Here is a 25,416-nt window from a genome sequence, read left to right as displayed (position 1 = left end):
GGCTGGTTTTTTTATGTTTATTATATGGTGGAGGGTAAATTAGATTTCCCACTCATGATTACATTCACGGCATTTCCATTTCTTTTGTGTTTGCATGAATGCCTGCATTGAAATTTTAAAATCAGGTAGATCTTTATAGAACATAAAACCTGCGATCAAAGAAAGAATAAAGACGATCACAGTCGCAGTCTGTAAAGTGGTACCTGCACCATCGCCAAAAATCCACATCGCGATGCTAATAATGACCATTAATAATAACAGGAACAGGGCAGGGACCAGAAACATTAAGCTTTTAGGAACCACTGGACGTGGAGCTGCTTGACCTGGCTGGGCCACTGGCATGATTTTCGGGCTTTGACACTTAGGGCAACGATATTGCATTACAACTCCAAAATTCTAAATTACTGATTATTTTATCGGAAGATGCGAAGAAACCGAAATATTGCCCAACATAAAATATACAGGCAATAAAAAACCCAAGTCGCAATGCTTGGGTTTTTTATAAGATTACCATAATATATTATTGTAATCTTGAATATGGCGTCCCTACGGGGATTCGAACCCCGGTTACCGCCGTGAAAGGGCGATGTCCTAGGCCTCTAGACGATAGGGACAATTGAGGCAAATAACACAGCTAAAGCAAGACTTGATTTGGTGGAGTCAAGGAGGATCGAACTCCTGACCTCTACAATGCCATTGTAGCGCTCTACCAACTGAGCTATGACCCCAGTCTGTGTGAGCGCTATATTAGGGATATCGCGCTCACACGTCAACACAAAAATTAATTAAGCTTGATCAACTGCTTTATTTTTCGGCAACTTTAAGCTTTCATTGAGTTTTTCCCAGACTTTCAGCTCTTTTTTGCTTGGACCACCGACAATTTCCAGCGCATGACGTAAACGTGCAAAGGTTAAATCCGGACCAATGGTCACCATCGTCTGCATTACTGGTGTAGACGCAGTCGAACCGGCAATGGCAATAAAGAACGCAGGCATGAAATCACGTAGCTTGATTTCCATTTGCGTCGCCAAGTCCATCAAGGTCTGGCTCACCGTGTCGTTATTCCAAGTAAACAGGCTTTCTAAACGCCAAATTGCGAATTGAAGACTTTGACGTACCTGTTCATCTGACAGTTTCTTGCTTTCAAACTGTTCTTTAGACAGGGTCGGGAAGTGGTTGAAATAATGTGCAGACCAGTTCACTGCTTCAGACAGCAGGTTAATACGCGGTTGAATCGCAGCGGCAATTTCTTCTAACTTGGCACGATCTGCTTTCCAGGCCAATAAAGTGTCTAGAAGTTCAGCCGGGCTGAGTGCCTTGATCCATTGACCGTTTAACCAGTTCAATTTCTCGACATCAAAGATCGGACCACCGAGTGATACACGTTTGATATCAAAATGCTCAATCATTTCAGCCAAAGTGAATTTTTCACTTTCATCTGGCATTGACCAGCCCATACGACCCAAGTAGTTCAACAAGGCTTCAGGCAATACACCGATGTCTTTGTAGTAGTTGATTGAGGTTGGATTCTTACGTTTAGACAGCTTGGATTTATCCGGGTTGCGTAGCAGTGGCATGTGGCACAATACCGGCATTTCCCAACCGAAATACTGGTAAAGCAGCTGATGTTTCGGTGCAGATGGAATCCATTCTTCACCACGAATCACGTGGGTAATTTGCATCAAATGATCATCCACCACGTTTGCTAAATGGTAGGTTGGGAGGCCATCAGTTTTTAGCAGGATTTGCATGTCTACTTGCGCCCATGGAATTTCCACTTCGCCACGCAGCATGTCATTGAATTTACATACGCCTTCAGTTGGTACTTTCATACGGATGACGTGTGGTTCACCAGCAGCCAAATGACGCTCCACTTCTTCTTGAGAAAGATTTAGACCGCGACCGTCATAACGTGGCGACTCACCACGTGCCTGCTGTTCTGCACGCATTTGATCCAGTTCTTCTGCAGTTGCGAAACAGTAGAAGGCATGGCCTTTCTCTACCAGTTCCAAGGCATAATTTTTATAGATATCCATACGTTCTGACTGGCGGTACGGCGCATGTGGGCCACCGACATCAGGACCTTCAGACCAGTTTAGACCCAGCCAACGCAATGAATCCAAGATCATTTTTTCAGATTCAGGCGTTGAGCGCAGTTGGTCAGTATCTTCAATACGAAGAATGAATTCACCACCATGCTTTTTAGCAAAACATAAGTTAAACAATGCGATATAGGCAGTACCTACATGCGGAAAACCAGTAGGAGAAGGTGCAATACGAGTACGAACAGTCATAGCCGGATCTAATCTTAGATATAAAATTGCAGCTATTATAGCGAAAAAGCCACATCACTTAATGCTTTATTCAACATTGAATGATGTGGCTTTTAAATCCGGGAATATTCAGCGCTGTTGAGGCTGATTAAGAATGAGCGCTCGAAAAAATACTTTGGACAAAGCGGGTAAAGCGGTAATTCTGTTCTGCAAAGAAATTTTGCGAAGGTGTGATTTTAAATGCAGTTAAGACTTTTAGATTATCTTCTGTTTGAAGTGTTTTTTCAGTTTTTTGTTGCTGAATCGCTTTTTCAATCGGCGAAGTCTTGCTTTCAACAGTGCTTACTGTAGGCTTCGGCAAATCTGTCTTCACAACGACGGCATGACCGAGTTGAATCGAGAACAACATAATCAGGCTTAGGATGCTGGCTGTGAATAATGTAAATTTCATATCCAAACTTCCTCCTTACTTCTGGTTGGTTTTATTTTGTTAAAAATGTTTTTTTAATACTCTGTCTACAATTTAATCACAGTTGATCATAAAGAAGTAGAACCAAGTCACATTTTTTACAAAAGAAATAATATAACTCTGTGGAAAATTACCAAAAATCGTAATTTCCTGTTTTGGTGGCCTATTTTTAACAGACAACTGTGAAGAGAACGTGAAGAACTGTCTTATATTGTAGCAGAAGATTACTTTTCTAGCAGAATATGTATCCGGATTTAATTGTTAGAAGATATCTCAAAATCAGAAATAGATTGTAGATATTGTTATAAATATATGATTGTTATGTTTATTTTTGATTTGTATAGTGCAGGTCATATAAACAATGAGTTACATAAGATGAAAAAAATAATAGCATCTACAATCTTGACAATTTTAGTGGGAACAGCAGTACAGAATTCTATTGCCAAAGATTTCCTGAATGTCTCTTATAACCCGACCCGTGAATTTTATCAGGAATATAATGAAGAATTTGGCAAGTTCTGGAAGCAGAAAACCGGACAAACGGTTAATTTTAAACAGTCGCATGGTGGTTCAGGCAAGCAGGCGCGTTCAGTGGTCGATGGTTTGCAGGCTGATGTCGTGACCCTGGCCTTAGCCAATGATATCGAAGAAATCGTCAATGCAGGTTTAATCGAGAAAGGTTGGCAAAAAGAGTTTCCGAGTAATTCGGCACCTTATACGTCTACAATTGTATTCTTGGTGCGTAAAGGGAATCCAAAGCAAATCAAAGACTGGAATGATCTGACCAAAGCGGGTGTGGACATTATTACCCCAAACCCGAAAACCGGTGGTGCGCCGCGTTGGATCTACCTGTCTGCTTGGGGTTATGCGCTGAAACAGCCTGGCGGTAATGATGCGAAAGCCAAAGAGCTGGTGAAAAAGCTCTATAGCAATGTCAAAGTACTCGACTCTGGTGCGCGTGGTTCGCTGACCACTTTTGCCGAGCGCAGTATCGGGGATGTGCTTTTATCCTGGGAAAATGAAGCCTTGCTGGCGACACAAGGCTTGGGTAAAGACAAGTACGATATCGTCTATCCATCGATTTCAATTCTGGCCGAGCCATCGGTGGCAATTGTCGATAAAAACGTGAATAAAAATGGCACGATCCATCTGGCAAAAGGCTATTTAAACTATTTGTATTCACCGAAAGGGCAGGAGCTGGCTGCGAAATATTTCTTCCGTCCGCGGGATGCTAAAGTCGCTGCTAAATACTCAGCCCAATTCCCGAACATCCAGACCTTCACCATTGATAAAGTCTTTGGTGGTTGGGCCAAAGCGCAAAAAACGCATTTTATCAATGGGGCGATTTATGATCAGATTTATAATGAAAAAAGATAGCTAAACAGCGGTTTAGAATGAGATAAAGAAAATGGTCAGGTTGTTATCCATTTTCTTTATATCTAATGCATAAAATTCTATATATTAGATATAAGTAGAATAATAAACTGTATTTTCCTTTTAAAAACAAAATATTAAGTTAGAAAAACCTTTCATTTTATCGTGTTGTGATGTTGTAGAGTGAATTGCGATAAATGATTTTATTTCATATAGTTATATCTAATGAAGATAAACTCCGTGCTGCCATGAAAACTCAATTAAAATCGTTATTTAGTGCTGCCTTATTGGCGACTGGTTTAGGCATGACCGCGACTGCTTCACAAGCAGCAGACCGTCAGTTTCTGAATGTATCCTATGATGCCACGCGTGAGTTCTATGATGAATTTAACAAATCATTTGGGGCTTACTGGAAAAACCGCACCGGTCTGGATGTGAATTTCAAGCAGTCTCATGGAGGTTCGGGCAAACAGGCGCGTTCTGTGGTCGATGGCCTGAAAGGTGATGTGGTGACTTTGGCGCTGGCCAATGACATTGAAGAAATTGTGAAATCTGGTCAGATTCAGCCAGGCTGGCAAAAGGAATTCCCTCACAACTCGGCACCTTATACCTCGACGATCGTATTCATGGTCCGCAAGGGCAACCCGAAAGGCATCAAGGACTGGAATGACTTAACCAAACCAGGCGTGCAAATTATTACCCCGAACCCGAAAACCGGGGGGTTACCGCGTTGGGTGTATCTGTCTGCATGGGGTTATGCCGAGAAACAGCCAGGTGGTAATAAAGCCAAAGCACAGGAATTTGTGGGCAAGCTTTATAAGAACGTGAAAGTGATGGATTCTGCTGCACGTGCTTCAATGACTACCTTTGCCGAGCGTGGAATTGGCGATGTATTACTGACTTGGGAAAATGAAGCCTTGGTTACGCAAAAAACCTTGGGTAAAAACAAGTTTGATATCGTCTATCCATCAATTACGATTTTGACTGAACCGTCAGTGGCGATTGTGGATCGTACGGTAGAGAAAAATGGCAATAAATGGTTGGCAACAGGTTATATCAATTACCTGTATTCACCATTGGGTCAGGAAATGGCAGCTAAACATTTCTATCGTCCACGTAATGAAAAAGTATTAGCCAAATATTCGGCACAGTTCCCGAAAATCAAAACCTTTACCATTGATGAAGTCTTTGGTGGTTGGGCCAATGCACAGAAAACCCATTTTGTGAATGGTGCAATTTTCGACCAGATTTATAACAGCAAACGTTAATTGATCTGCGAAGTCATCTTGATTGAAAAAAGCCTCCAAAACTGGAGGCTTTTTTGTATTAGAAAAATGTCCCGTCCTGAAATAAGTTTACACCTTAAGAGACTTATTTTATGGAACATAAACGAGAACAACGAGTTAAACGTACACAACGTGACTATAGCTTTGCCTTTAAAATGATGGTGGTACATGAAGTAGAAAAAGGGCAAATTACTTATAAGCAAGCTCAGGCAAAATATGGTATTCAAGGAAGATCAACTGTGCTGGTATGGTTACGCAAGCACGGACAACAGGACTGGACTTCGAATATGCCGACTTCTTCTAAACGCCAATTGACACCCCAACAACGAATCCGCCAATTAGAAAAGCAGTTAGCCGCAGAAAAGCTTAAAACTGAATTTATTCAGGATGTGATTTATCACATTGATAAAGAATGTGGGACTGATCTTGGAAAAAAGTATACCGAGCACGTTTCAAAGATTGGCAAAGCCAAAGAAGACTAAGCGTTTCACGTTATTGTCAGTGGTTGGGAATCACCCGACAAGCTTATTATCAAGCAGAAAAACGTGCTCAAATGACTGCACAAGCAACTGAACAAATACTTGAGTTGGTTATGGAATATCGCTGTCTCATGCCAAGTATCGGAACACGTAAGCTGTATTGGCTTATTAAAGGCAAATTGTTGCAACGTGGTTTAAAGTGTGGACGGGATCAGTTATTTAAAATATTGAAAGAAAATAACTTATTGATTCGCCCTAAGCGTCGCTATACAAAAACTACGGATAGCAAGCATTGGATGAAGAAGCATCCAAATTTATTAAAGGATTATTCAGCGGTGCAAGCCAATGAAGTCTTTGTTAGTGATATTACCTATGTTGAGAGTGCTGAAGGTGTGCATTATTTATCCTTGGTGACAGATGCTTATACCCGACAGATTAAAGGTTATAAGTTATCGAATGATATGCGTGCAGAGAATGTTGTGCAGGCACTACATATGGCGATGCAGCATGTGACAGATCGGGCAGCCAGGATGATTCACCATTCAGACAGAGGCTCTCAGTATTGCTCTGAGCTATATCAATCGGCATTGCGCCATTATGGGATATGTCCTTCCATGACAGATGGCAAGGACTGTTATCAGAATGCATTAGCAGAGCGAATTAATGGAATATTAAAGCAGGAGTTTTTAACCACGCGATGTCAAACCATGAAGGAGTTAGATCACTTAATTGCGGAATCTATCATGATTTACAATTGTTATAGACCGCATTTAAGTTTAAATATGAACACCCCGAATCAGATGTATGAGCAAACAAAAACCGAGCTAATTGCTTAACTCGGTTTGAAGTGGAATACTGTCAATCTATTTCAGGACAAGACAAAATGCTAAAACGGTTTTCTCTATGGAAAGTAATATTTATCTACAAAAAGTCGTTTGGAGCTTTGCTCAAACAGGGTGATAATGTGCAGTTAAATTTTTCCCCCTATTGATTGAGTTTTTATGTCACATATTTCTGTATTACTTCACGAAACGATTGATGCCTTGTTGGCGGGTCGCAATACGGGAACTTATGTGGATGGGACCTTTGGCCGTGGTGGACATACGCGTTTATTGCTGTCCAAATTAGATGAAAATGCACGCGTCTATGCCTTTGATAAAGATCCACAGGCACTGGCGGTAGCAGCCGAACTCGAACAAGAAGATTCACGTTTTAAAATTATTCATGCCAGCTTTGCTGATCTGAAAGAGGCATTGGCTGAGCTGGGCATTGAACACGTCGATGGGGTGATGGCGGATCTTGGTGTTTCTTCACCGCAGCTGGATCAGGCTGAACGTGGTTTCAGTTTTATGAAAGATGGCCCGCTGGATATGCGCATGGATAACTCGCAAGGTCCGACCGCAGCAGAATGGCTGCTTAAAATTGAAGAAGAAGCGCTGGCCAATATCATTTTTAAATATGGTGAAGAGCGTTATAGCCGCCGTATTGCCAAAGCCATCAAGGCAGCTGGGCAGATTGATACCACGGCTCAACTTGCGGAAATTGTTAAAGTCGCGCACCCGAAATGGGAAAAAAATAAGCATGCTGCGACCCGTACTTTCCAGGCGATTCGTATTGCTATTAATAAGGAATTAGAAGATATTGAAATCTTCTTGCCTCAGGCCGTTGAAATCTTGAAACCTGAAGCACGTTTGGCGGTGATTAGCTTCCATTCACTGGAAGACCGTTTGATTAAACAATTTATTCAAAAAGAGTCAACGCTTGAAGAGGATTCAGGCTGGGGAATGCCACAACAACAGAAAGATACGCGACGTTTAAAGAAAGTTTCTCGTGTTAAAGCCAGTGATGAGGAGGTCAAAGCCAATCCTCGTTCACGTAGCGCATGGCTCCGGGTAGCAGAACGTTTAGCTTAATAGGCAGATCATGAAAACGGAAGTGGTTGATAAAAAAACAGAAAAATTGTGGCTGAAAAAAGTTACAATCTATCTCATGCTGATACTGATGGTCTTCATCAGTGCAGTATTTGTGGTATTTCAGGTATTTGAATACCGTCAGGACAACAGAAAGCTGAGTACCTATCTGCGTGAAAGGGATGACCTGAATGCAGAGTGGGGGCGTTTGCTGATTGAACAGCAAACTTTTGGCGCGACGGCACAGATCGGTACGCGTGCAGTGACACAGCTGCGTATGTATTCACCTCCGGTTTCACAAAGTGTCGTGATTTCCTTACCACAAACTTCAGATGAGAAAAAATAAGGCTAGCGTTCCGACATGGTAGACAAGAGAAAGAAGCAACCGGTACGTAAAAAACAATCGGTCACCGACAAAAATGCCTCAAATGTTTATATCAATCGTTTTTACATCATGTGGGCGGTGGTGCTGCTGTGTTTTGTGACACTGATTTGCCGTGCTTTCTATGTACAGATTATTAATAAAGATTTTTTGCAAAATAAAGCCAATGCCAATATTTTAAGAACCAATACTATCAAGGCGATGCGTGGCGTAATTTATGATCGTAATGGCATTCCATTGGCGATTAGTACCCCAATCATGAAAATTGTGATTGATCCACGTGATTATTTTGACAATAAAAAACTCTATGATGAGACCATGCTGGCGCTGGAAAAAGAACCGAATAGCCGCAAGCTCAAACGTCAGCTACCTGATAAAAACCTGAATCTGGATGAGCTGGCTGATGCAGTCGGTATGGATCGGGCAGAACTGCGCAAAAAAATGGAAGAACGTCCGCGTTCACGTTATCTGATCCTGAAAAAAGAAGTTCCGCCACAACAGGCCGAACTGATCATGAAACGTAATTTTCAGGGCGTATATACCGAGAAAAACTATAAACGTTATTATCCGCAGCCGCAGCCAAACTCTCAGATTATTGGCTTGACCAATAGCGAAGGCAGCGGCATTGAAGGTCTGGAAATGCAGCTGAATAGCCGTCTTTCCGGAAAGGATGGCGAGCAGCAGATCATTCGCGATAAAAAAGGCAACCGGGTCAAAGAACCTGAAGTGATTAAAGAAGTTGAACCGGGCGAAAATATTACCTTAAGTATCGACTCGCGTCTGCAATATATCATGTACCGTGAGCTGACTGCGGCCGGAGTTGCCAACAATGCCCGTTCGGCGACTGCGATTGCGGTAGATGTCAAAACCGGTGAAATTCTGGCGCTATCTTCATGGCCATCGTATAACCCGAATGATAAAAACAGCCTGCTCAACAAGGATGCCATGCGTAATCGCGGTGCAGTCGATTCTTTCGAGCCGGGTTCGACCATGAAGCCGCTGACCGTGGCAATGGCGCTGGAAAGTGGCAAATATACGGCGAATTCAGTGGTGAATACCACACCGGGCAGTATGCGGGTCGGTAATCATACCATTCGTGATACGCATAACTATGGTCAGTTGACCTTGGGTGGCATTATCCAGAAATCCTCTAACGTTGGTGTGGCAAAACTGGCCTTATCGTTGCCGTATGAAACCTTACCAACCTTCTATAAACGTCTGGGTTTTGGTCAGCGTTCAGCGGTGAAATTCCCGGGTGAAAGTGCCGGTTTGATTCTTCCACCAAGCAAATGGAATGTATCAGAAGTGGCGACTATGTCTTATGGCTATGGTCTGAACGCCACCGTGTTACAACTGGCCGATGCCTATGCCATGTTGGCCAATAAAGGTGTAAAAATGCCGCTGAGCCTGTACAAGCTGGAAGAGCAGCCGCAGGGTGAACAGATGATCGATGCCAAGATTGCCGATCAGGTCCTGCTGATGATGGAAACTGCAACCTTGCCGGGGGGTACGGCGACTCGTGCCACCATTCCCGGTTATCGCGTGGCGGGTAAAACTGGTACTGCACATAAATTGCGTGCCGACCGTAAAGGTTATTCAACCAGTGAATACCGTGCATTGTTTGCCGGTGTGGCACCAGTCAGTGATCCACGGATTGCCATGGTGGTGGTGGTGGAAAACCCACAAGGCACCTACTATGGCGGTACGGTATCCGCACCGGTCTTTGCCCGCGTGATGCAGGAATCCTTGCGTCTGCTGAATGTCCCTCTGGACAAACCTTTAGAACCTCCCAAAGTCCAGTAAATAGGTGATCAATGTCTATTACATTTCAAGATCTCTACACCCCTCACGATGTCGCTGACTGGATGAAGCAATCCTTTCAGGGCTTCGAGCTGGATAGTCGTAAAGTTAAACCGGGAGAGATTTTTATTGCCCTGACCAGTCTGTCTCAACCGGAAAAAACTGCTCAATTTGCCCAGAAAGCCTTAGAGCAGGGTGCATTGGCCGTGATTTCAGAAACTGAGCTGGGGGTATCTCCAAATCTGGTAGTGGCAGATGTACGTCATCTGATGGGGCAGTGGCAAAAGCAGTATTTGCAAGCGACTCAACCTGTTCAAGCTGCTCGAATTCTGGCAGTTACCGGCACCAATGGTAAAACCACGATTTCTCGCTTGGTGGCTGAATTCATCATGCTGCAAGGTAAAGCCTGTGCAGTGATGGGTACCACAGGTAATGGGATTTTGCCAAATCTGGAAGCGTCTTCGCATACCACCCTGGATGCCTTGCAACTGCAAAATGCCCTGCATGGCTATGCGCAGGCCGGTGCGGAATTTGCCTCGATTGAAGCCAGTTCGCATGGTCTGGAACAAGGCCGCTTGAATGGTTGTGATATCGAGATTGCGGGCTACAGCAATTTGAGTCGTGACCATCTGGATTATCATGGAACGCTACAAGCTTATGCAGAAGCAAAGTCTGGTTTATTCCGATTTAAATCTTTAAAAGTGGCTGTCATCAATATCGATGATGAACATGCACAGATCATGCTAGATGCTGCGAAAAACAATCCGGCACAGCCTAAAATTTTGACTTATTCCACCCAGCAAAAAGCGGATTATCAGGTTCAGGATATTCAGTACAGCATTTCAGGTGCGACCTTTAAACTAAAAACTGCTTCTGCTGAATATAGTGTTAACAGTCCATTGCTGGGACATTTCAATATTGAAAATCTGATCGCCAGTCTGATCATGGCGGAGCAGGCTGGATTTGACCTGAACAACTTGATTGCGTCTGTACCACAGCTCAAAGGTGCACCGGGCCGGATGCAGGTGCTGCGTGATGGCGAGCGCCTGTTTGTGGTGGATTATGCCCATACCCCGGATGCCTTGACTCAGGTTCTGGTGACCTTGAAACGTCATGTTTCACAAAATCTCTGGGCTGTTTTCGGCTGTGGCGGTGATCGTGACCGTGGTAAACGTCCACTCATGACTCAGGCAGCATTGGAGGGTTCAGATATCGCGGTACTCACTTCTGATAACCCGCGGACCGAAGATCCTGCACAAATTTTTGCTGATATGAAAAATGATATCGACTTTTCCGGCAAAATTTATCATGAAATTCATGACCGTCGTGAAGCGATCAAGTTTGCGGTTAAACATGCACAGGCGGGTGATATTGTCGTGATTGCAGGGAAGGGGCACGAAAATTATCAGGAAATTGATGGCGTACGTCACTGGTTTGATGACGTGATCGAAGTGCAAGCTGCGATTGATGCCCAGCATTGCAACACAGATTCAGCCTATTCAGCGCATTAGGATTCAGATATGCATACCTCAACAACAAGTACTGCGGCGCTGGAGCCGTGGAGCATAGAACAATTACAGCAGGCCACCCAAGGCTATTGGCTGAATGATAAAAAGCCTGTAGACCAGATCAAGCGGATTTTGACTGATTCACGTGATGCAGAAGCAGGTGATGCTTTTCTTGCGCTGAAAGGCGAGCGTTTTGACGCGCATGACTTTATTGCGCAAGTCGCGGCTCAAGGTTGTGAAATTGCCATTGTCAGCCGTCCGGTGGATGCCGATATTTGCCAACTGGTGGTAGAAGATACTCGTCTGGCATTGGGACAGTTAGGTGCTTATCGCCGTCAGCAGAATCCTCAACTCAAAGTTATTGCCTTGACCGGCAGTAGTGGCAAGACCACGACTAAAGAAATGCTGGGAAGCATTCTGTCGCGTCTGGCACCGACCTTGGTGACGCGTGGTAATTTGAATAATGACCTTGGCGTGCCGGTAATGTTGCTGGAGCTACGTCCTGAACATCAATATGCAGTGATGGAACTCGGTGCAAGTCATCAGGGTGAAATTGATTACACCTCGAAAATGGTGCAGCCGCATGTGGCTGGGATCATTAATATTGGGACGGCACATTTAGGTGAATTTGGCGGTCGTGACGGAATTTGCCGTGCAAAATCTGAGATTTATGCGCATATCTCTGAAACCTCAATTATTCCTGCTGCAGATGATTTTGCTGAAACCATTCATGCCGCAGTAACAACTGAAAAAAGCTTGAGTTTTGGTGCTGGTGGGGATGTGTATGCCAGCGACGTGGTATTGGATGCGCAATCATCAACCTTTACCCTGAATACAGCGCAAGGCTCGAAAACAGTTCAGTTGCCGTTTGCCGGTGAGCATAATGTCGAAAATGCGACCGCAGCAGCAGCTTTCGCCTTGGCGATCGGTATTGGTCTTGATGATATCGTGGCTGGTCTGGAACAGGCAGTCGGTGCTAAAGGTCGTCTGAACTTTATTCCGCACAAAGACTATTTATTTATTGACGACACCTACAATGCCAATCCGGGTTCGATGCGTGCAGCGGCTGAAGTTCTGGCGCAGCAGCAAGGCATCCGGGTCATGGTCACCGGCGATATTGGTGAACTCGGTTCATCTGCCGCAATCGAGCATTACAAGCTCGGTCGGGATCTGGTCTCGGTGAAAGGCATTAATTTTGTGGTGGCTGTAGGTGAATTTGCACCTGCCGCACAAGAAGGTGCTCGTAGTACACAATATGGTAAAAAAATGCAGGCTTTCCTGAATCAGGAGCAGGCCTTACCGTTTTTAATTGATTTGATTAAAACACATCAACCTCAGCCGATGTCATTTCTATTTAAAGGGTCGCGTTTTACCCATATGGAAACATTGATGGCTGCATTGATGGAGAAACTCTAAATGCTGTTATGGCTCTTTGAACATTTGGCGGGCTTTGACAGCACGTTTCAGGTGGTTCGTTATTTAACTTTACGTGCTTTGCTCAGTGTCTTGACGGCATTGACCATCGGTCTGGTGCTTGGTCCTGTGATGATTCGCAAGCTGCAGGCGCTGAAATATGGTCAGGCAGTCAGCTCATATGCTCCTGAAAACCATGCCAAGAAAATGGGTACACCGACCATGGGCGGGGTACTGATCCTGCTTTCGATTGGTATCTCAACTTTACTCTGGGCGGATCTTTCCAATCCTTATGTCTGGATTGTGCTGGGTGTGATGGTGATTTTCGGTGCAGTAGGCTGGGCTGATGACTGGATTAAAATCCGTTATAAAGACAATGCGGGTTTGCCTGCGAAGAAAAAATTCTTCTGGACTTCAGTCGGTTCTCTAGGTGCGGGTATTGCCTTGTATGTGATTGCACAGCAACAGACTAATCCGGTGCATACTGCGAATATGCTGGATCTGCTGATTCCATTCTTTAAAGACTTAAGTATTCCATTATCGATGATCCCGTTGGGTATTGGCTTCATTATTTTCACTTACTTCGTGATTAATGGCGCATCCAATGCCGTGAACTTGACTGATGGTCTGGATGGTCTGGCGATTATGCCCATCGTGCTGGTGGCTACAGGTCTGGGCGTATTTGCCTATCTGGCCGGTGATGTGCGCTTTGCCAATTATCTGCATATTCCTTATGTGAAATATTCGTCTGAGCTGGTGGTGGTCTGTGCTGCCATGATCGGGGCGGGTCTGGCTTTCCTTTGGTATAACGCCCATCCAGCCCAAGTATTTATGGGGGATGTCGGTGCTTTATCTCTCGGTGCAATGCTCGGTACGATTGCCGTCATGGTTCGTCAGGAAATCGTATTTGCGATTATGGCCGGTGTCTTTGTGGTGGAAGCGGTTTCAGTGTTCTTGCAGATTGGTTCATTAAGAATGCGCAATAAACGTGTATTCCTGATGGCACCGCTACATCATCATTATGAAAAGAAAGGCTGGCGTGAAACCCAGGTGGTGATCCGTTTCTGGATTATTACGATTATGCTGGTAGTTTTGGGTCTAATGACCTTAAAATTGCGCTAAGAAATGCATTGGAAAAAGTCGGCGCATGCCGGCTTTTTTATTTTGGAGAAAATGATGAATTTACTCATGTGCCCAGTCTGTCGCCAGCAGTTGAGCTTAAATGAAAGAACATGGCGATGTGAGAATCATCATAGTTACGATGTCGCCAAACAGGGCTATGTGAACCTGCATGTGGTTCAGCATAAGCACAGCAAAAACCCGGGAGATACGCCTGAGTCTGTGCAGGCACGTCGTGCATTTCTCAGCGCAGGTTATTATGCGCCTTTGCAACAGGCTGTCGTGGAAAAGATTCGCGAGTTGCGGATTGAGAATCTTTTAGATATTGGTTGTGGCGAAGGCTATTACACCAATGCCATGCAGGCCGAAGTGCTGCAATGTGTGGGGGTCGATATTGCCAAAAATGCAGTTCAGGTGGCTGCCAAACTGAATAAAGATATTACTTGGGTCGTGGGAACCGGGGCAACCTTGCCAGTACTGAATGAATCAATTGATCTCTGCACCAGCTTGTTTAGTCCGATTCCCAAACAGGAAATCCTACGAGTCCTAAAACCAAAATCTTATTTGATGGTAGTGACGCCGGCACCACAACATTTATATGCCATGCGTGAGGCTTTATTTGAGGAAGTGAAACCACACGAGCCGCAGAAGTTTGTGGAGCAGTTGCAAGATGAGTTTAACTTGATTAGTGAGCAGGTGATTGACGCCCCAATGGTTTTACCACAGGCAGATTTAAAAAACCTGATTGCGATGACGCCATATGCTTATAAGGCCAAGCCGGAACACCGTTTAGCACTCGAACAGCAGGATCAGTTTAAATTGATGGCGCAATATCAGATTTACCTGTTCCAGAAGAAATAAAAAATGCATATAAAAAAGCCCTCAACTGAGGGCTTTTTTATATCGTCAGATTACTGAACTTCTTCGATCAGATTTTCCAGTGAGTCTACCCGGTTCGGCTGAAGAGGCTGTTCTTGAGGTGCAGAACCTTCATCATCTGGTAAACGAATCGGTTGATCTGGTAAATCCTCAAAGTCAGTTTCTGTGCGTTTCGGGACGACCACAGGTGCAGGACGGTAAAGTGCTGTCGCCATAGGTGGAGAAGACGGATCATTCTGCTGCTCATCAGCCTGAACCACCTTATTACGATTTACCGGTGCCTTGGCATTGCGGTCTAAACGGACCCATGCTTCCGGCTGGCCTTTTAATGCCTTGCCCATAAAATCGGTCCAGATCGGTAGAGCTGCCACACCACCATATTCACGGCGACCTAACGTGGTTGGCTGGTCGAAGCCTACCCAGGTCACGGTGACTAACTTGCCATTGAAGCCAGCAAACCAGGCGTCTTTGGCATCGTTAGTGGTACCGGTCTTCCCGCCGATATCACTACGACCAATTCTTAATGCAGCACGGCCAGTACCATGCTGAATCACATCACGCAAAATGTTAGCCATGTCATAGGCAGAGCTGGATTTTAAAATACGCTGTGCCTGACGATAATTACTGTCTTCGGCAGAGACTTTAGGTGCAGCCTGTTTTTGCTCTAAAGTTGTATTGTTGATTGCAATTGCTTCATCATCTGCGGTAATAGGGTCAGTGGCTTGAACTGTTTCTTCTTTTTCATTAATACATGAAATGCAGGCATATTCAGGCTTGGCTTCAAAGATGGTATTGCCATAGGCATCTTCAATGCGGGTAATAAAATGCGGCTGAATTCGGTAACCGCCATTGGCAAAGGTGGCATAGCCAGTCGCCATCTGGATCGGGAGGACCTGTGGGGTGCCTAAGGCAATGGTATAGTTACGTGGAATCTGACTGTCCTGTAAACCAAAATCCATGAATAACTGACGTGTACGTTCAATCCCGACGGCCTGTAATAAGCGCACTGAAACTGTATTACGTGACAGATAAAGTGCACGACGTAGCGGGATCATGCCCAGATAACGGCCATCCGAATTACGTGGGGTCCATTTGCCAATGGTAATGGGTGCATCATTGACCATGGTATGCGGTGTCATGCCACGTTCTAAAGCCAGGGCATAAACAAAAGGTTTAATGGTTGAGCCCGGCTGACGCCAGCCTTGGGTTGCACGGTTAAATTTCGACTGATAAAAATTATATCCCCCGACAATGGCTTCAATCGCACCATTATTTGGGTTGATGGCAATCAATTGTCCTTGCACATTGGGAATCTGCACCAATGACCAAGAGGTTTTATTTTCATTAGGTCTTAAACGAACAATGTCTTTGACTTTGACAATCTCGGACGCTTTGCTCGGTGCACCACCTACACTATTGACGTTACGAAAGCGACGTGCCCAGGACATACCTGACCAGGGCACGGTCACGCTGCTTCCGTCCTGCATGAGTGCTTCAAAACTGGAATTACTCACCTGAGTTACTTGCGCAGGATAGGTGTTGGCATAGGCACGGAACTTATCGAGGGGTTGATCATGTGCTTCAGCACCACGCCAGCCATGTCGACGGTCATAGGCTTCTAAACCTTCCTGTACGGCTTGCTCCGCATAGGCCTGACGTTCACTATGGATGGTGGTATAGACTTTATAACCAGAATCTACCGCCTGTTCACCAAAGTTTTGTACCAGTTCAGAACGTACCATTTCGCCGACATACGGGAATTTATTACGGGTACTCCGATCAGGCATATCTAAATTTACCGGTTCAGCAATGGCTTGCTGATACTGGCTCTGATTTAAATAGCCCAGTTGCAGCATACGGCCCAGAATCCAGTTACGACGTTCCAGGGCGCGCTTGGGATTGGCGACCGGATTATATCGAGAAGGTGCTTTAGGTAGGCCAGAGATCATGGCCATTTGTGCAATTGAAAGCTCTTCTAAGCTCTTGTTATAGTAAATTTTAGCTGCTGCTGCGATGCCGTAAGCATTTTTTCCCAAGAAAATTTTATTGACATACAAGGTCAGAATTTCTTCTTTAGTTAAGTTTTGCTCAATTTTACGGGCCAGAAAAATTTCTGTCAGTTTACGCTTCAGCGTCCGTTCAGGGCTAAGGTAATAGTTTTTTGCCACTTGCATGGTAATGGTCGAACCACCGGTCTGTACATCCGAGCCGGTCACCGTCTCACTGAGTGCGCGTCCCAAGCTTTTAAAGCTGATCCCGCTATGCTCAAAAAAGCTGGAATCTTCAGCGGCGAGGAAAGCATGAATAAACTCGGGCGGAATTTGTTCATATTTCACGGGAACAGAAAGCTTGCCTCCATATTCGGCAATTAATTCATTATCTGAACTAAAAACTTGTAAAGGCTTTAATAAAGGGGCCTTTTTAAGCGTAGACATTTCAGGCAAAGATGGGGCAATATAGAGATACATGCCATAGAAACCCATCGGAATTGAGATCAGTATAATGATAATGATCAAAAAAAATGGATGAACAAGGCCTGAACAAGATAGCTTTTTCATAACAAGTAAGTTTTAATAAGAGCTAATGGCGAACTAATTACCGGTCAGTATATCCTGTCGATATCCATATTGTTAGATGAGTTATTGTATCTATATAAAATTATAGACTGGACCAATTGGTAAGTTAGATTGAATTGGGGACAAAAAAATAATAGGAAGTGTATTGTGCGCAGGTTATATCGTAAACCAAATAAGGGGTTAATAGGAGTCGATATTAGTTCGACTTCTGTTAAGGTTTTAGAACTTTCTGTAAAAAGTGGCCGTTACTGGGTAGAGAGCTATGCTTTGATCCCATTATCGGAAAACAGTGTTGTTGAAAAAAACATTTTAAACCCAGAAGCAGTCGCTGATGCCCTTGGGCGTGCAATTAATTTGGGTAATACCCAGTCGAATCAGGCCGCTTTTGCGATTCCAACTTCAATGGTCATCACCAAAATCATTGAGATGGATGCAGACATGTCGGATGATGAACGTGAAGTCCAGATTCGTGAAGATGCGGAACAATACATTCCTTTTCCACTCGATGAAGCGAGTCTGGATTTTGAAGTTCTGCCAGACCGTCTTGCCAATCCGAACCGGGTCAATGTGCTGCTGGTCGCTACCCGAATTGAAAATGTCGAAGCGCGTTCTGAAGTTTTAGAGATTAGCAGTCTAACGCCTAAGATTGCAGATGTAGAAAGTTTTGCGCTGGAAAATGCCTTTAAGGTATTTTCTGACACTTTGCCGATGGGGGTCAATACGGTTGGTATCTTAGATATTGGTCATAGTATGACGACCTTGTCGGTGATGCAGAACAACAAGATTATTTATACCCGTGAGCAGGTCTTTGGCGGCAAGCAATTGACTCAGGAAATTCAGAATCGTTATGGATTGTCCTTTGAAGAAGCTGGGCGTGCTAAAAAAACCCGTGCCTTGCCGGATGATTATGATATTGAAGTGCTAGAACCATTTCTGGATGCCGTCGTACAACAGGCAGCCCGTTCATTACAATTCTTCTTTTCATCTTCTCAGTTTAATGAGATTGACCATATTTTACTGGCCGGCGGGAATGCCAATATTCCAGGTCTGGCAAAATTATTACAACAAAAACTCGGTTACCGTGTCACGATCGCGAATCCATTTTTGCAAATGGGCTTTTCTCCTCAAATTGATATTAAAAAAATTGAAAATGACGCGTCATCACTCATGGTTGCATGCGGTTTGGCATTAAGGAGTTTTGATTAATGGCAAGAATTAACTTACTTCCTTGGCGTGATGAGCTAAGAATTAAAAGAAATAATGAATTCGTGGCAATCTGCGTGGGGGCGCTTTTCTTGGGATTAGCGGCAGCGGGTTCAACCTGGTTTTATTATGATCACAAGCTTCAAGATCAGGAGCAGGCCAATCAGCTGATTCAAAGTACCAACCAGAATCTGGATGTGCAGTTAAAGGCGCTTGAAGGTTTACAAGAACAGCGTAATGCAATTGTTGAACGGATGAAACTGATTCAGGGCCTACAAACCCAACGTCCGATTGCAGTGCATCTGATTGATGAAATTGTGCGGGTGACCCCAAGCAATATGTATATCACCAAATTCCAGCGTATCGGCGACAAGTTCACCATTGAAGGTCGGGCTGAAAGTCCAAATACGGTAGCAGAACTGCTCCGTAATCTGGAAGCTTCATCTTGGTATCGAAATGCCTTTATGAACGCTTTCCTGGTGGCTGAAGAAGCAAAAGAAAAGGCGCCGAGCTCGATTATTCCACGTGTGGAAGAATCTTATGGCAGTTTTACTGTAACTGTAGATCTGGATCAGATCGCTCAGCCAGTACTGAATGAAGAACAACAAGCAGTCGCTACAACTACGGGGGCATCATCATGAGTAATGAAGAATTCGATGAGTTCAGCCAGGATGTCGTCGCTGTACCCAAAAATAAAATGACTGTTGAAAAGTTTTTTCAGCAATTCAATACATTGGATCCAAATAACTATGGTAGCTGGCCTTTGTCGGTCAAAATTACCTGTTGGATTTTTATTGCTGCGCTGGCATTTGCGGTGATTTACTTTGTCATGATCAGAAGCACGATTGAGTCAATTTCACAAGCCAGTGCTCAGGAGCAAAACCTGCTGAATGAATTCCGTGAAAAAGAATCCAAATTACGCAATTTACAACAATATCAAATTCAGCTTCAGGAAATGGAAGCCCGTTTTAACCAGCAGTTAGAACAGTTGCCAAAAGAAACTGAAATTCCAGGTCTAGTTGAAGATATTAATCTGAGCGGTGTGAATTCAGGCTTGAAGTTTAAAAATATCCGTCTGGAACCTGAAATTAAACAAGAGTTCTTTATTGAGCAGCCAATTGCGATTGAAGCCACTGGAGATTATCACGCTTTTGGTTCTTTTGTAAGCAGTATTGCCGGCTTATCGCGTATTGTCACGCTGCATGATTTCACCATTACCGGTACTGAAAACAAAGAGAAAAAATCTGAAATTCCGGTCATTGATTATGTGGTGAAAGCCAAAACTTATCGTTATGTTGGTAATGCGGAAGGCGCTGCAGTGCAGCCTGCAGCTAATAGTACTACTCAGGGGGCGCAGTAATGAAGAACATTAAAATTACTTCAGCTTTAACGCTTGGGTTTTTATTATTGGGATGTGATTCACGCATTGATGCAGTCAATCAGGAAATGGCCAATATTCGTAATCAGCCGCCTTTACCGATTGAACCTGCGCCTGATTTTATGCCAGTTGAAACCTTCAACTATGCAGCACATCAGATCAAAAGTCCTTTTTTACCAAGCTCTCTGGCTGCCGAACTGAAAATTATGGCGGGGAAACGGGTTTATCCAAACCTATCACGTCAATTGCAACCGCTAGAAAGTTATCCGCTCGAAACGTTGACCATGAAAGGCAGCATGCGCAATCAGGCAGGACAGATTCTGGCTTTAATCCAGACACCTGATGGTGAGGTTGAGCGGATTCAACGTGGTAGCTATATGGGACTTAATCATGGTCGTGTGGTTGGAATTACACCAACACAGATCGATTTGATTGAGATTATTCCAGATGGCCGTGAGGGATATGTGGAACGTCCGCGAAGTCTGGTTCTTATCGGGCCGGCGCCATAAGTTTTAAAGGAATAACAATGAATAAGAGTATTAAAGAATTTATTTTTGGGGATGTTAATACAATGAATCGTGTGTTTCGTCAGTTTTCAATGGGTGCTGTTGCGATTGCGGTGATGCAAGCGGCCAGTGCGCAGGTTTCAATGACCAATGTAGTACCCATGCAGCTTCCTGGACAAGGAACTGAGATTCGGGTGATGTTCAATGGTTTGCCACCACAACCACAAGCCTATCAATTAGAATCGCCGTCACGTTTGATTCTGGACTTTGACAAAGCACAACAGAATTTAAAACAAAGCAGTATTCCGGTGGCAACACGTGAAGCCAGTTCAGTGGATGTCACTTCGGATGCTCAGCGGGCACGTCTAACGGTAAATCTGACCGAGGCTGGAGCCTTTACGACTCGCGTGGAAGGCAATACCTTTATTCTTAAAATTAACTCGGCAACTCCTGTAGCCATAACTCAACCTGTGCAGCAACAGTCAGCTCAGGGTATTAGCAACATTGGTTTCCAGCGCGGTGCGCAAGGTGAGGGCCAAGTCGTTATTGATCTAGCAGGTAATAATACCCCGGTTGATGTACAACAGCAGGGTACCAAAGTTATTGTACGCACTTTAGGTTCCAAGATTCCGGCTCATTTGACCCGCCGTCTTAATGTGACTGATTTCGCGACTCCGGTATCGAGTGTGGATGCTGTGAATCAAAATGGTTCAGGGGTCATTACGATTCAGTCTGCGGAAAGTTATGAATATATGGCTTATCAGACTGATAACAAGCTGACCATCAGCTTGAAACGACCAGAAGCCAAGAGTCCATTGCGTCCTAAAACCGTTGCTTATAGCGGTAAGAAAATTTCGCTAGATTTCCAGGATATTGAAGTGCGCCGCGTGCTACAGCTCTTAGCGGATTTTACCGATATCAATATGGTGGCTGCGGATAGTGTGCAAGGCAATATTACCTTGCGCTTGAAAGAGGTACCTTGGGATCAGGCGCTGGATATTGTGCTGAAAACCAAAAATCTGGATAAACGGCGCAATGGCAATGTGATCTGGATCGCACCAGTTACAGAGCTGATAAAGGCTGAAGAGGAAGAAGCTAAGGCGATTAAGCAGAGTGTTGCACTTGCGCCTATCCAAACGGAATATATGCAGCTCAGTTATGCCAAAGCCGCTGATATTGAGAAACTGATTACGCAGAATAAAGGCGCATCTAGTTCAGGTAGTTCGAGTAACACTACAAATAATGATGAGAGAGAAAGCTTATTGAGTTCACGTGGCTCTGTGTCTATTGATGCACGAACCAATACTATTATTGTGAATGATACCCAGCCTTTTATTGATAAAATCCGTAATATGGTAGATCTGCTCGATGTACAGGTCAAGCAGGTGATGGTCGAAGCACGTATTGTGCGAGCTACCACTGACTTCACCAAAGAAATGGGAGTGAAGTGGGGGATTCTATCTCAAGGGATTACCAACAATGATAGCCTTCTGGTCGGTGGTAGTGACACGACGTTATGGGATCTCAGAGATCCCCAAGAAAGTGATTTAGGTGGATATACTTATGAGATTCAACGTCCACAAAACCTTAATGTAGACTTGGGTGTAACCAGTCCGGGTGCAAGTCGTATTGCTTTTGGTCTAATCAGTCTATCGGATTTTATGTTGGATCTTGAGCTTTCTGCACTTCAGGCAGATGGCTATGGTGAGGTGATTTCTACCCCTAAAGTACTGACTGCGGATAAGCAGAAAGCAACTGTTGCCTCTGGTTCACAAATTCCGTATCAATCTGCTGAAGGTGGAGGTGCTAATGCTGTGTCCACTACTGAGTTTATTGATGCCACCTTAAGTCTGGATGTGACGCCAAGTATTACGCCAGATGGTAAAGTGCAGATGGAACTCAATATTACCAGTGATTCGCCGGGTAATCCGACACCGACTGGACAGCTTACTATTAACAAAAACCAGATCAATACCAATGTCTTGGTTGATAATGGTGAAACAGTAGTTCTAGGTGGTATTTTTGAGCAGGAAACCCGTAATGCACAAACCAAGGTGCCATTCTTGGGGGATATTCCTTATGTAGGACGTTTATTCCGTAAAGATTTAAAGTCGGATAATAAACGTGAGCTACTGATTTTCGTTACACCTCGAATTGTTAATGACAGTGTTTCAAGAAATCATTAATATATTTTGAATTTAACAAAACGAATAGGTGACTCCTTGCCAAGCAAAGAGTTTGAAACCCTACCAAATATTTATTTGGTAGGGCCGATGGGGGCCGGTAAAACAACAGTAGGACGACATCTCGCAGAATTGTTAGGACGCGAATTTCTAGACAGTGATCATGAAATTGAACGTAAAACAGGTGCGACCATTCCCTGGATTTTTGAAAAAGAAGGGGAGCAGGGTTTCCGTGACCGTGAAACGGCTGTGATTAATGAACTTACCTCACGTCCCCATCTGGTTTTAGCCACTGGTGGTGGTGCAATTACTCAGGTTTTAAACCGGGACTATCTGAAACAGCGCGGAATCGTCGTTTATCTCTATACCCCGGTTGAAATTCAACTGCAACGTACCTATCGCGATAAAAACCGTCCCCTCCTTCAAGTCGAAAATCCGGAACAAAAGTTACGGGATTTATTGGCAGTCCGTGATCCCTTGTATCGGGAAGTGGCGCATCATATTATTGAGACCAATCAGGGTGCTGCACGAGATCTGGCGCAGCGGATTCTCAATCTCATTACTTCTAAAAACTAAGTTCATTGAATAAAGTGGTTAATCAAGCATGCAAACCTTATATGTAGAACTCGGAGAACGTCGTTACCCTATTTTTATCGGGAGCGATCTGGATCCACAGGCCTTATTGGCTCCCTATATTCAGGGCAAGCAAGTGATGATTGTGAGTAATACCACAGTTGCACCACTTTATTTGCAGCGTTATCAAACTGCAATTGAAGCTCTGAACAAACGTGTTGCGACCTGTATTTTGCCTGATGGTGAAAAATATAAGGATAGTCCGCATCTGAATCTGATTTTTGATGCACTGCTTGAAGCCGGTTTTAACAGGGACTGTACTGTGCTTGCGCTGGGTGGTGGTGTCATTGGAGATATGGCCGGGTTTGCTTCTGCCTGTTTCCAGCGCGGTGTATACTTTATCCAAGTACCGACGACTTTGCTGTCGCAAGTAGATTCAAGTGTTGGTGGAAAAACCGGGATTAATCACCCACTGGGTAAAAACATGATTGGTGCTTTCCAGCAACCTCAAGTGGTACTGGCGGATATGTCGCAGCTTTCTACTTTGCCTGATCGAGAGCTTTCAGCAGGTTTGGCTGAAGTGATTAAATATGCGCTGCTCGGTGATGAAGCATTTCTGGTCTGGCTGGAAGAGAATATGGATGCTCTGGCCGCTCGTGATGAGAAATTATTGGCTGAAGCCGTTTACCGTTCCTGTGCGCATAAGGCGCGGATCGTAGCCAATGATGAGAAAGAGCAAGGGGAACGTGCTTTACTCAATTTAGGTCATACCTTTGGTCATGCGATTGAATCCTACATGGGGTATGGTGTCTGGCTACATGGCGAGGCTGTTGCCACCGGTATGGTGATGGCTGCGGATCTGTCACAGCGTATGGGCTGGATTTCTCAAGAGGATTTAGAACGTACAAAAAAAATCATTTCTCGTGCCAAACTTCCTGTGGTTTGTCCTAAAATCCCTCTGGATGATTTTCTGGCCTATATGGCCCATGACAAAAAAGTCTTAAATGGACAATTGCGTCTGGTGTTATTAAAGCAATTAGGCGAAGCAGTGATTACCCGAGACTTTGATCTCGAGTTAATGAAACAGGCAATTTTAGCCAGTCAGGCATAGGTTTAGTTTTATGGCAGCATTACATACTCCTTGGCAAAAGATTCAGCATTATTTCTGGCTGGTCTGTGGTGTATGCTGCCTATTTGCTGCCTTAGTTTTTTGGGCGGTGACTGATTCAGATGATGTCGTCGAAATTGAAAAAAAGCCTGAAACTGAAGTTCAGTTGCAGATTCAACCAGAAAAAGTCGCCACAATGATCCATCTTGGTGCACTTTTTCAGGAAGTGAAACCACTGGACCTAAATACGCGTACCGTCGTGAATGCCAGTCATGAGCCGGAATTCCGTGGTACCAAATTTGTCAATGAAGCGAAAAACCAGCACGCCATTGAATTATTTCGTGTGACCAATGAAGCCATTTTAAAAAGTTTTCTTAAAAAACAGTCCGATCGTAAACCTTTTATTTATTTAAGAATCTCGGGTGAAAATCAGCCAGAACAATATGTATTGTTATATGGTCAATATAAGACGGCGGCGCAAGCCAATCAGGCTTTATCTACACTGAAGTTAAATTTACCGGCCTCAGTCAAGCCTGAAGTTGTAGCAATGCAGCAATATGTCAGTCTGGTCAATAATCTGGGTTCAGAGGAATTGGCCAGTAATCAAAAGCTTTACGAAATTCGTTTGAAAAATGTGCCTTTGCCGAAAGTAGATGAATCGGTGCGACTTAGACAGCAGCAAACCCAGACTGAGTCCAAGCCGCGTAGCTCTGATGCTGCGACTACCAGTACCACCATTGTGCGCCGTGATTCATCGGGAAATGTGGTCGATGTACAGAAATCTGAAAGTGCTGTAGAAGGCACGCCTCAACCGCAAAATAACAATAATCGACCTGCTCAGGGCAGTAATCCTCGTCCTCAAAATAATGAGATTAGTGATCCATTTAATTAGTCCGGTCTAAAATAGCGCATCCAAAAAATTACAGAATTAAAAATGAGCGCTTTTGGTGCAAAAAATGCACATTAAAATTAACCCTTAGAGTGCTGTTCTGCGCTA

At 44.2% G+C, this 25,416-nt stretch carries 22 protein-coding genes and 2 tRNA genes; 18 read left to right on the top strand and 6 right to left on the bottom strand.

Annotated elements, in window-relative coordinates; translation table 11 throughout:
- Positions 1-39: 39 nt before the first annotated feature.
- From F891_RS13765 to F891_RS13745, 5 genes are all read right to left on the bottom strand, one after another.
- On the bottom strand, positions 40-381 hold the full coding sequence (locus F891_RS13765) for a hypothetical protein (RefSeq protein WP_005263914.1): 342 nt from the start codon (positions 379-381) through the stop codon (positions 40-42).
- Positions 382-538: 157 nt separating this feature from the next.
- Positions 539-614: transfer RNA gene (locus tag F891_RS13760), tRNA-Glu, on the bottom strand.
- A gap of 38 nt (positions 615-652) precedes the next feature.
- A tRNA-Ala gene (locus F891_RS13755) sits at positions 653-728 on the bottom strand.
- 57 nt (positions 729-785) lie between these two features.
- A complete protein-coding gene (gltX, locus tag F891_RS13750; RefSeq protein ID WP_005263913.1) occupies positions 786-2,294 on the bottom strand; it encodes a glutamate--tRNA ligase in 1,509 nt (502 codons plus the stop codon).
- Between the two features lie 127 nt (positions 2,295-2,421).
- On the bottom strand, positions 2,422-2,724 hold the full coding sequence (locus F891_RS13745) for a hypothetical protein (protein ID WP_005263912.1): 303 nt from the start codon (positions 2,722-2,724) through the stop codon (positions 2,422-2,424).
- A gap of 393 nt (positions 2,725-3,117) precedes the next feature.
- On the opposite strand from F891_RS13745, the gene F891_RS13740 reads away from it, so the two are divergent.
- The 10 genes from F891_RS13740 to F891_RS13690 all read left to right on the top strand — a co-directional run bounded on the left by F891_RS13740 (position 3,118) and on the right by F891_RS13690 (position 14,874).
- A complete protein-coding gene (locus F891_RS13740; protein WP_034439630.1) occupies positions 3,118-4,119 on the top strand; it encodes a sulfate ABC transporter substrate-binding protein in 1,002 nt (333 codons plus the stop codon).
- Between the two features lie 245 nt (positions 4,120-4,364).
- A complete protein-coding gene (locus F891_RS13735; RefSeq protein ID WP_034439628.1) occupies positions 4,365-5,384 on the top strand; it encodes a sulfate ABC transporter substrate-binding protein in 1,020 nt (339 codons plus the stop codon).
- Positions 5,385-5,494: 110 nt separating this feature from the next.
- A protein-coding gene (locus tag F891_RS17565; protein ID WP_148335412.1) for an IS3 family transposase occupies positions 5,495-6,717 on the top strand; the annotation gives its coding sequence in 2 pieces (ribosomal slippage) (positions 5,495-5,831 and positions 5,831-6,717; 1,224 coding nt in all).
- A 165-nt stretch (positions 6,718-6,882) separates the two neighbouring features.
- Entirely contained in the window at positions 6,883-7,794 is a 912-nt protein-coding gene (rsmH, locus tag F891_RS13720) for a 16S rRNA (cytosine(1402)-N(4))-methyltransferase RsmH (RefSeq protein WP_005263906.1), read from the top strand.
- Between the two features lie 76 nt (positions 7,795-7,870).
- Entirely contained in the window at positions 7,871-8,137 is a 267-nt protein-coding gene (ftsL, locus tag F891_RS13715; RefSeq protein ID WP_370940785.1) for a cell division protein FtsL, read from the top strand.
- 15 nt (positions 8,138-8,152) lie between these two features.
- Complete coding sequence (ftsI, locus tag F891_RS13710) at positions 8,153-9,976, top strand: penicillin-binding protein PBP3 (protein WP_005108506.1); 1,824 nt, start codon at positions 8,153-8,155, stop codon at positions 9,974-9,976.
- An 11-nt stretch (positions 9,977-9,987) separates the two neighbouring features.
- The gene (locus F891_RS13705) at positions 9,988-11,484 is read left to right on the top strand and encodes a UDP-N-acetylmuramoyl-L-alanyl-D-glutamate--2,6-diaminopimelate ligase (protein ID WP_005263897.1); all 1,497 of its coding nucleotides are present in this window, start codon (positions 9,988-9,990) and stop codon (positions 11,482-11,484) included.
- 9 nt (positions 11,485-11,493) lie between these two features.
- Positions 11,494-12,897 (top strand): UDP-N-acetylmuramoyl-tripeptide--D-alanyl-D-alanine ligase, encoded by a 1,404-nt coding sequence (locus F891_RS13700; protein ID WP_005263896.1) that lies wholly within the window; start codon positions 11,494-11,496, stop codon positions 12,895-12,897.
- Positions 12,898-14,016: a phospho-N-acetylmuramoyl-pentapeptide-transferase gene (gene mraY / locus F891_RS13695; protein WP_004644946.1), complete on the top strand. Its 1,119-nt coding sequence runs from the start codon at positions 12,898-12,900 to the stop codon at positions 14,014-14,016. It abuts the gene before it with no gap.
- A 54-nt stretch (positions 14,017-14,070) separates the two neighbouring features.
- Positions 14,071-14,874 (top strand): putative RNA methyltransferase, encoded by an 804-nt coding sequence (locus F891_RS13690; RefSeq protein ID WP_005263894.1) that lies wholly within the window; start codon positions 14,071-14,073, stop codon positions 14,872-14,874.
- Positions 14,875-14,924: 50 nt separating this feature from the next.
- Here the strand turns inward: F891_RS13690 and ponA are convergent, their stop codons facing one another.
- Positions 14,925-17,450, bottom strand: coding sequence for a penicillin-binding protein PBP1a (ponA, locus tag F891_RS13685; protein ID WP_005263892.1), 2,526 nt, complete (start codon positions 17,448-17,450; stop codon positions 14,925-14,927).
- Positions 17,451-17,615: 165 nt separating this feature from the next.
- Here ponA and F891_RS13680 point away from each other — a divergent pair, with 165 nt between their 5' ends.
- Genes F891_RS13680 through F891_RS13645 form a run of 8 tightly spaced genes read left to right on the top strand, consistent with a single transcriptional unit; the run spans position 17,616 to position 25,311 of the window.
- Positions 17,616-18,674, top strand: coding sequence for a pilus assembly protein PilM (locus F891_RS13680; RefSeq protein ID WP_005263891.1), 1,059 nt, complete (start codon positions 17,616-17,618; stop codon positions 18,672-18,674).
- The gene (locus F891_RS13675; RefSeq protein WP_004281141.1) at positions 18,674-19,312 is read left to right on the top strand and encodes a PilN domain-containing protein; all 639 of its coding nucleotides are present in this window, start codon (positions 18,674-18,676) and stop codon (positions 19,310-19,312) included. Before F891_RS13680 ends, F891_RS13675 begins: the two co-directional genes overlap by 1 nt.
- Positions 19,309-20,031 (top strand): type IV pilus inner membrane component PilO, encoded by a 723-nt coding sequence (locus F891_RS13670; RefSeq protein ID WP_005263890.1) that lies wholly within the window; start codon positions 19,309-19,311, stop codon positions 20,029-20,031. Before F891_RS13675 ends, F891_RS13670 begins: the two co-directional genes overlap by 4 nt.
- Positions 20,031-20,558 carry a pilus assembly protein PilP gene (locus F891_RS13665; RefSeq protein WP_004732447.1) on the top strand — a complete coding sequence of 176 codons (528 nt, stop codon included), beginning with the start codon at positions 20,031-20,033 and terminating at the stop codon, positions 20,556-20,558. The genes F891_RS13670 and F891_RS13665 overlap by 1 nt, the downstream gene beginning before the upstream one ends.
- A 17-nt stretch (positions 20,559-20,575) precedes the next feature.
- Entirely contained in the window at positions 20,576-22,741 is a 2,166-nt protein-coding gene (pilQ, locus tag F891_RS13660; RefSeq protein WP_005263887.1) for a type IV pilus secretin PilQ, read from the top strand.
- 36 nt (positions 22,742-22,777) lie between these two features.
- Positions 22,778-23,314, top strand: coding sequence for a shikimate kinase AroK (gene aroK, locus F891_RS13655; RefSeq protein ID WP_005263885.1), 537 nt, complete (start codon positions 22,778-22,780; stop codon positions 23,312-23,314).
- A 28-nt stretch (positions 23,315-23,342) separates the two neighbouring features.
- The gene (aroB, locus tag F891_RS13650) at positions 23,343-24,422 is read left to right on the top strand and encodes a 3-dehydroquinate synthase (RefSeq protein WP_005263883.1); all 1,080 of its coding nucleotides are present in this window, start codon (positions 23,343-23,345) and stop codon (positions 24,420-24,422) included.
- 10 nt (positions 24,423-24,432) lie between these two features.
- On the top strand, positions 24,433-25,311 hold the full coding sequence (locus F891_RS13645; protein WP_005263881.1) for a hypothetical protein: 879 nt from the start codon (positions 24,433-24,435) through the stop codon (positions 25,309-25,311).
- The last annotated feature ends 105 nt before the right edge of the window (positions 25,312-25,416 follow it).

Origin of the sequence: Acinetobacter sp. CIP 101966, from assembly GCF_000369725.1 — a bacterium.
Lineage (GTDB): Bacteria > Pseudomonadota > Gammaproteobacteria > Pseudomonadales > Moraxellaceae > Acinetobacter > Acinetobacter lwoffii_Q.
The sequence above is the reverse complement of the archived record's forward strand: the minus strand, read 5'-3'. Positions and strand labels throughout refer to the sequence as shown.

Excerpts from the sequence above, each read along its gene's own strand:
- F891_RS13705 (WP_005263897.1), top strand. The coding sequence starts at position 9,988 with ATGTCTATTACATTTCAAGATCTCTACACCCCTCACGATGTCGCTGAC.
- aroB (WP_005263883.1), top strand. The coding sequence starts at position 23,343 with ATGCAAACCTTATATGTAGAACTCGGAGAACGTCGTTACCCTATTTTT.
- ftsI (WP_005108506.1), top strand. The coding sequence starts at position 8,153 with ATGGTAGACAAGAGAAAGAAGCAACCGGTACGTAAAAAACAATCGGTC.
- F891_RS13700 (WP_005263896.1), top strand. The coding sequence starts at position 11,494 with ATGCATACCTCAACAACAAGTACTGCGGCGCTGGAGCCGTGGAGCATA.
- pilQ (WP_005263887.1), top strand. The coding sequence starts at position 20,576 with ATGAATAAGAGTATTAAAGAATTTATTTTTGGGGATGTTAATACAATG.
- F891_RS13670 (WP_005263890.1), top strand. The coding sequence starts at position 19,309 with ATGAGTAATGAAGAATTCGATGAGTTCAGCCAGGATGTCGTCGCTGTA.
- F891_RS13745 (WP_005263912.1), bottom strand. The coding sequence starts at position 2,724 with ATGAAATTTACATTATTCACAGCCAGCATCCTAAGCCTGATTATGTTG.
- gltX (WP_005263913.1), bottom strand. The coding sequence starts at position 2,294 with ATGACTGTTCGTACTCGTATTGCACCTTCTCCTACTGGTTTTCCGCAT.
- F891_RS13690 (WP_005263894.1), top strand. The coding sequence starts at position 14,071 with ATGAATTTACTCATGTGCCCAGTCTGTCGCCAGCAGTTGAGCTTAAAT.
- mraY (WP_004644946.1), top strand. The coding sequence starts at position 12,898 with ATGCTGTTATGGCTCTTTGAACATTTGGCGGGCTTTGACAGCACGTTT.
- F891_RS13645 (WP_005263881.1), top strand. The coding sequence starts at position 24,433 with ATGGCAGCATTACATACTCCTTGGCAAAAGATTCAGCATTATTTCTGG.
- F891_RS13740 (WP_034439630.1), top strand. The coding sequence starts at position 3,118 with ATGAAAAAAATAATAGCATCTACAATCTTGACAATTTTAGTGGGAACA.
- F891_RS13675 (WP_004281141.1), top strand. The coding sequence starts at position 18,674 with ATGGCAAGAATTAACTTACTTCCTTGGCGTGATGAGCTAAGAATTAAA.
- ftsL (WP_370940785.1), top strand. The coding sequence starts at position 7,871 with ATGCTGATACTGATGGTCTTCATCAGTGCAGTATTTGTGGTATTTCAG.
- F891_RS13735 (WP_034439628.1), top strand. The coding sequence starts at position 4,365 with ATGAAAACTCAATTAAAATCGTTATTTAGTGCTGCCTTATTGGCGACT.
- F891_RS13665 (WP_004732447.1), top strand. The coding sequence starts at position 20,031 with ATGAAGAACATTAAAATTACTTCAGCTTTAACGCTTGGGTTTTTATTA.
- rsmH (WP_005263906.1), top strand. The coding sequence starts at position 6,883 with ATGTCACATATTTCTGTATTACTTCACGAAACGATTGATGCCTTGTTG.
- F891_RS13765 (WP_005263914.1), bottom strand. The coding sequence starts at position 381 with ATGCAATATCGTTGCCCTAAGTGTCAAAGCCCGAAAATCATGCCAGTG.
- ponA (WP_005263892.1), bottom strand. The coding sequence starts at position 17,450 with ATGAAAAAGCTATCTTGTTCAGGCCTTGTTCATCCATTTTTTTTGATC.